The following is a 7,210-nucleotide window of genomic DNA, read 5'->3' as shown; positions in this document are numbered from 1 at the left end:
GGGTGCAATCGTACCCGCCACGGAGATTGTACTGTAATCACCATCATCTTCAGCACAGGTCGGGTCCTTGAAATTGATGTCTTGGGCTCCCTCTGCAGCAGTATATCTATACTTATAAGTCCCTTCAGGAAGCTCAGCTGATGTGAACGTGTATTGGTCCCCTTCAGCCTTCATCTCGTGCTTCACACTAAATTCAGGGTTATCAAAGGTCCCCGATACAGAGAATGCAGGCTTATAGGCAAGCTTAAGGTTCCCACCTGAATCCGCCTTGACGTTCTGTTCTTCCCCGGCAGGAATTCCGTTGACTTGTACCCTGTAGGTGTAATCCGTATCCGGAGTAAGACCGGTTATATCGGCAGTAAAAGTCCCATCGCCGTTGTCATCCTTTAACTGTGCGGCAGGGTCTACCCCTGCATTCCAGCTGCCTTTAGCCTCCACGTTCACTGCTGACTTGGGAAGCTTGAAATATATTTTTCCCGCGTCCGAGTAGGTTGAACCCGTTGCCCCGGGTGCTGCCTGATCTGCGAATACGGGACTTAAAGAACCTGCAACCAACTGCACCACCATAACCACAGCAGTAAACATGGACCAGATTCGTAGCTGTTTTTTTCCAATCATGAGCTTCATTTAAGACCTCCTCTGTTTAGTAAAATACAAGCAGATTTCATCAAAATTGGAGCAAACGTTTGCACAAATGACAGTAAACTACCCCCTATCCTTCTTAAAATGAGTTGATTTACCGCGACAGACCGGTAAACTGAATACATCTTATTATGAAAACGCTTTCTCGTCAATCCGGATATTAAATATTTTAATCGTTTTCGAAAATAAAAAAGCACCTGTCGTAAGTGACTGGTGCTTGCTTGCTTGCTTGCTTCATTCCTGCTATTTACGGTCAGTAACCGATCTTGATACTCTCCCCCTGGGCTACAACTCCTGCAGATCGCGTCAGAGGCAGCTTTTGTTCTGCAGAGAATCCGATCGTCTCCCCGTCCTTCAAGGTTACATCATTCTCGATTACAAAGCTGGCTATAATCGACATGAACTCGAATACATCACCGAGACTTTGCGCGGAATTTACTACCTCAAGCTCGTCCTTGCCAAAGCTCTGAAGTCCGGCTGTATAAGCCCCAACGCCGTTCTCACCCTGGTACATCCCGATGAATACCCATAGGACGACAGGGAGTTCACCGTCCTTCAACGCATGGGCCAAGTCCACATACTGCGAAGCTTCCATGACCATAGGAGCCGAATAGAACGCTATGGCTTGCTCCGTCTGCAGAAGTGCGCTCGCCACCTTAGTAAACAGCTTGTGTCCCTCAACAGGATCATCATACCCGAGCACCGACACAATGATATGGGCCTTATGCCGGGAGACGACCTGCTCCGCTTCCCGCCAGAGAAAGTTGTATTTGCAGTTCTCCTCAACCTCACGGTTCGGAATCGCTGCCGGCATATAACCGCAGACCACCTTCATGCCATCCACCTCGAACACCAGGCTCTCCGGGCTGGCTGGTGTTCCAGGGTCAAGGTTCCATTCCTCCTTTAGGTGGCGGTTAAAGGCATCAAAGCTGTAGTCCAAGCTGTCCAGCAGCACAAATCCGACAATAGGTCCGAACGATTTCTGCTCTCGTTCTTCTGCTGCCCCGTTATTCTTATTCCTGCGTAATTTATCGAATAATCCCATGAATGAATCCTCCCCTATCTGCAAAAACATCTCCAGTATCGCTGCAATCGCAATATGCTGGAGATGTCCACTGTTATCCTATTGCTCCTGACTACGGCTTGTCCGAAGAGAAGCCCACTTCTCCTCCAGCCACTTGTCAAAGCTGTCGCCCAGATTACCCTCGTATACGTCATATACGTCGATACGCATCTTCTTGAGCTTCTCCCTGAACTCCTCATAAGTGTGATCCTTCGGCAAGCTCTTCTTGATCCGCACCAGGAGCTTCGTGATGCCCGGGATCAGGTCTCCCGCTTCACGCTTAGGGATTGACACCTGCTCCCCATGCGCCTGAAGCTGGCGCTGAGCCGCTTCCTGTACCCGAAGCACAGGATCGTTCTTCAGAACTCCTCTCAGGACAGCGATGGCCTGCGGGTATTTTCCCAGTTCCTCCACAGCTTCGAGCCTGGCTCTCCAGTCCGAGGTGCGGTTAGCCGCCTTCTTCAGCTCATTATAATTCTCGGGTAGTTCTTCGTAACGTTCTTCGTTATTCAAACGGATCAATCTCCTTTGTTCACGTGTTCTGTAAGTATCTATTATATAACGATTTATGGGCCTCTGGATACTTCAACTTCAGGATCACCCGAATTACGCCCCCACCATACATTCATGTCCGATTCTTTTGCATCCATTCCACCGTCCAGTCGATCAGCGGTCTTTGTCTGAGCAGCCGCACCTCCGCATTCCCGACACGATGTACTGGAATATGATGCTCACGTTCATACTCCTGCCCGATCGTAAGGAAGTCAGCATCGTCTACAACCTGGGTGCTGTAGGTAACCCACTGCCTTACTCCGTCAATCATTACAGCACTGCCCTCCTCCGTGAATGTTTTGGAGGGAAATTCGGCCCGGGTCTCTGCCAGGTGCAGGGAAGTGTTCTTGTCATAACCAACTCCGATCAACAGCACGAACCCGTCCAGTTCGTACAACTTATCCACGGGGGAGTTTTCTCCAAAAATATTACTTAAATCGTGCTCCTCTGTAAGGTAATCCGCATGCCTGCCTACAGCGGCCACTGATCTGGCCGGATGTGAGCTTCTTCTTGCCCCAGGCCACTTTCTGAATATTTCGGCAACCACGCCCATGCCGATGGCCGGTGTGATTTCCTTGTCATAGGCCGGCCAATGCTCGCGAATAACCGGCCACCAATCCTTAGGCACATCTCCGTGCACACCTGTGGACGGATCGAGATTTTTCCACGTCTGGGACGGCATCATGAGTGTCCCTTCCTCCCCGACAATGTCCAGCAGCGCCCGGATTAGCGTCTCCGCTCCGCCAACAACGAACCCTAGACTGCTGAGCGATGTATGTACAAATATCACCTGTCCTCGGCTCACTCCGCAGGCTCTGAACTGCTTAATTAAATCTTCCCTGGTCAAAATTAATCCTGTGTCCTTGTTCTTCATACTCGTCTTCCTCCTTGATAGATAAAATAAAAACAACCCCGCAATAATAATGCGGGGTTGTTGTCTCAAGAAACAAACATGGCCCTTAAATTGATAGCTCAATCTAAGTCATATTCAAATAACATAAGGTGTATGCTTCCCATCATACAAGGAGCCTTCTGAAATTTCAATAACATAATCCTAAGCGGAGAGCTGGTTATGGAGTGTTTTTCCGGAGAAATTCCTCCATGTATTCCACCGACAAAGGTGGGCTATAATAGTACCCCTGACCGATTCTGCAGCCATTTCGGATCAGGAAGTTCTCCTGCTCCTGCTTCTCAATCCCCTCGGCAATCACCGTAAAGTGAAGATTAATCCCCATATCAATAATCGTTTTAACAATGGCGCCTTGATTAGAGTGGTAAATAATATCGTCCACAAAAGACTTATCGATCTTGATACGGTCAATCGGCAGATGCTTCAGCACACTGAGCGAGGAATAACCCATTCCGAAATCGTCGATCGAGAGCCGAACTCCGAGAACTCTTAATAATCTCAGAATAAGGGTCGATTTCTCTATATTCTGCACAATGCTCTCCGTAATCTCAAGCTCCAGATATTTTGGATTCAGGCCTGTCTCGGTCAGCACATCACATACCGAATCGACAAAGTGCTCATTCTCCATCTGTCTGACCGATATATTGACAGCCACCGGCAGCGGTAGAAGGCCCGCATCCTGCCACGCCTTGTTCTGAAGGACTGCTGTACGCATCACCCATTGACCTAAGGGCACAATAAGTCCGGTCTCCTCAGCCAGCGGGATGAACTCCAGCGGCGAGATGATACCGTACCGGGGGTGCTTCCACCGTAGCAGGGCCTCCATCCCAATCGGCTGCCCTGTAGCCAGTTCCACTTGAGGCTGGTAGTGAATGATCATTTCATCCTGCTCCAGCGCCCGGCGGAGTGCATTCTCCAGCTCCATCTTGCGGCTCGACAAGCCGATTAAATCGGATGAATAGAACTGATAGTTGTTCTTGCCGCGCTCCTTGGCAAGGTACATGGCGGTATCCGCATGTTTGATCAGGGTCTCCTCATCCACACCATCAGTAGGATATATGCTGATCCCTATACTTGCGGTAACAAAGTATTCCTCATGATCCACGATGATCGGACTCGCCAAAGCATCCAGCAGCCGCTTGGCAACCCCGCTTGCTTTACTCTTGTCCGTATCCTCCAGCAAAATAATGAACTCATCGCCACCCTGCCTGGAGACCATTCCGTCTCCTTGGACCGCGTGCTCGAGCCGCTTGGCTACCTTCTGCAGCAGCAAATCACCGACCATATGCCCCTTCGTGTCGTTAATGATCTTGAACCGGTCCAGGTCAAGAAACAGAACAGCCACCATCCGGTTCTGTGCCTGACCCAGAATCGTATTCAGATGCTCCCTGAGTTTATACCGGTTGGGAAGCTCTGTTAAAGCATCGTAATAAGCCATGAATTCAACCATCTTCTCCGACTCTTTACGCAGGGTAATATCACTTCCCATAACCTGAACTGCAAACCTGCCCTCAAAATGGATCGGTCTAGCCGACATTTCCACATGAATGCTTTTCCCATCCATCCGGTTAACCTCGAACTCTACCGTTTTGAGGCTTTCATAATTGTGCACTCTCTTCTGTTCAATCGTTCTAATCTCCTCCAGAACCTTTGCCGGGAAGATCTTCTCAATTGGCTGGCCGGTCAATTCCGAAGGGCAGTTCTCCCCAACCAGGCTGCAGCCGGCTTTGTTAATATAATCAATTCGCCCGCGGCTGATCACGGCAATAAGATTCGGTGACATTTCAACCAAACTCTGATAGCGGTCTTCACTTTCTTTCCGGTCCGTGATATCGAAAATAACGCTTGAGAAGCTTACCATATTTCCTCTCGGTCCCATCTTCGGAATTCCGCGGTCCTGAATCCAGCGAACTTCCCCATCCGGCCGCACAATCCGATATATGCTCGTCACGGTCTCTCCATTAGCAATCCGCTGAACCCGATCCGATATGATCGGCATATCCTCGAGTACAATTACCTTTTTCCAATGATCTTTATCTTGGTAAAAAGCTTCTAGCGGGTACCCGTACAGACGCTCGATTCCTGGAGTAATCAGCAAGGTATCTGTTTCCAAATCGTGGGACCAGATGGCCACGTCCAGGGTTTCAAAAATGTCTGAGAGCTTCTGACTATTCACCGTCAGCTCTTTCTTGGTCCGGCCCATCTCCCTCCAGATAGAGAAAATCACATAAATCGTAACGGCCAGCACAGACGTAGGCAGAACAATATCTATCGTCTTGTTGATCGGGTCAAACAGGATATCTACGGATGATCCCATAATAATGAGAATAATTAGAATCAAAACACCCTTATTATGAAGCAATTTATCTAGTATTTTCACGCTGCTGTCCACTCCCTGCTGCTAATAAGTCTCTAGATAAAGTGAACTTATGAAGGTTACCCTTAAGGGGCGCTGCGATGCCGAGTGTTCTTACGACCGCTGTTGTCTCCGAAATGCTTGAATTAGATATCAAAGTAGGGGCATTTCGGTGACAAAGGCGGACGCTCCGCTTCTTCAGAATCACTCGGCCTCTCCGCTCAGTTCAGTTAATTCTAAAGTTCAGTTTATATAGATGATATATCGGTAAGGGAGCACTTACTTTTCATCCATAAAATTTGGATCTATCGTATAGGGACGTTCACCCTAGGGATGATGCCCATGCGCGTAATGTTCGGTGAAAATAAAGTATTCATTACTCTGCTTTGGAAAATAGACTGTCACTTCCAACAGCTTATTCATGCATTCATAAAGCTCCTTCGTATTTGCAGATATACATAGTGATCCGCCGGTTTCAAATTCGAGTAGCTCCCCAAGTACATTCATCCTCCCTATGTACAAGTGCGATTCCGTGCGCAACAACAAAAAAAGCCTGGCCACCCCGTCCAGGCTTCGTTTTGACCCCATTTTTGAAAATCGGCCTCAATCTCATCACGGATTCAAGTCTGCAGGATAAAACCCTAGCTTTTTTAATGTATTCATATAAATTACCAATTCGTCAGTATTCATAATACTTTTTATATTCATTAAAGATTTCAAGCAACTTGAGATTACGGCTTTCCGCGGATTCTCAGACATTGCTTCATTCTGCACAAATTGTAACAAATCAAGAGCGTGCTGCTTATTATCGTTATTCGCAGGAAGTTTCTCAATCAATTTTTTTAAATTCCCAGTACTTAACATGAGGTCATTATAAGGGAAATCCACTTGTCCTATGCTAAGTAAAGACTGTTCAAAATCTTCAATATTAAAAAGCCGTATACGCTTATGTTGGAGTAATGGAAGTACTTCATCGACTAGATTAAAACAATAATTGCAAATATCAATCATGGGTTTGGGTTGGATTTGAACATTATTTATTTCATTGGCATTATGCAGAATCCCCGTTAAAAAAATTGTAGCATCCGCAATATAATCCAGGTATTCCGGATAAATCTGCTTCATCCTTGTGAAGAACCAATAGGCCCATTGTTGCCTAATCTGTTTTAAGAAAGCAATAATTTCATTATCATTGGAAACTAAAGCATCCATGAGCAATGCATCGACTTTTTTTTCTATGCGATAGTTCATCATAACTTCTAACTGACGAATAAAGATATCTTTGTTCGTTTCATCCTGTCCGATTAAAAGTTGATCACGATCCACATACATTTTTTCTTCGGAATAGACAAGTACATCCCTAAATAGTTCTCCTTTGGTTTGAAAATGTTTATAAAAAGTTCCTCTTGAAATATTCGTCTGGTCAAGAATGTCCTGGATTGATGTGGCATGATAACCTTGTTCAATAAAAAGACGAAGAGCCGTAATTAATATATCGGATTTTTTCACCTGCACCATTATCATCCTTTCTGTTAACATTATACACCACATACTCTCTGTTCAAATATATACCCTAAGTATATTTAGTGATTGATTTTTTTCACATTCAAGTATAATATAGACCCAGTGAACTTAAAGTATATTTTTATACTAAATGTATAAAAAAGAGAGGGGTTTATTATTTGCG

6 protein-coding genes are annotated in these 7,210 nt (G+C 46.3%); all 6 read right to left on the bottom strand.

Translation table 11 applies throughout. The features are described from left to right. Nucleotides 1–627 (bottom strand): early set domain-containing protein (locus BN6628_RS26285; RefSeq protein ID WP_162272650.1); only part of this gene is annotated, 627 nt, incomplete at its 3' end. 268 nt (nt 628–895) lie between these two features. Next, a complete protein-coding gene (locus tag BN6628_RS04420) occupies nt 896–1,687 on the bottom strand; it encodes a DUF4261 domain-containing protein (RefSeq protein WP_068614825.1) in 792 nt (263 codons plus the stop codon). 78 nt (nt 1,688–1,765) lie between these two features. Then, nucleotides 1,766–2,218: a HEAT repeat domain-containing protein gene (locus tag BN6628_RS04415; RefSeq protein ID WP_068614822.1), complete on the bottom strand. Its 453-nt coding sequence runs from the start codon at nt 2,216–2,218 to the stop codon at nt 1,766–1,768. A gap of 112 nt (nt 2,219–2,330) precedes the next feature. Then, nucleotides 2,331–3,131 (bottom strand): AAC(3) family N-acetyltransferase, encoded by an 801-nt coding sequence (locus BN6628_RS04410; protein WP_068614818.1) that lies wholly within the window; start codon nt 3,129–3,131, stop codon nt 2,331–2,333. A 196-nt stretch (nt 3,132–3,327) separates the two neighbouring features. Beyond that, the gene (locus tag BN6628_RS04405) at nt 3,328–5,547 is read right to left on the bottom strand and encodes a sensor domain-containing protein (protein WP_068614814.1); all 2,220 of its coding nucleotides are present in this window, start codon (nt 5,545–5,547) and stop codon (nt 3,328–3,330) included. A gap of 588 nt (nt 5,548–6,135) precedes the next feature. Further along, nucleotides 6,136–7,032 (bottom strand): TetR/AcrR family transcriptional regulator, encoded by an 897-nt coding sequence (locus BN6628_RS04395; protein ID WP_157692456.1) that lies wholly within the window; start codon nt 7,030–7,032, stop codon nt 6,136–6,138. Nucleotides 7,033–7,210: the final 178 nt, after the last annotated feature.

The sequence above is a fragment of the Paenibacillus tuaregi genome (assembly GCF_900086655.1).
Classification (GTDB): domain Bacteria; phylum Bacillota; class Bacilli; order Paenibacillales; family Paenibacillaceae; genus Fontibacillus; species Fontibacillus tuaregi.
This window is presented reverse-complemented; position numbering and strand designations above follow the sequence as displayed.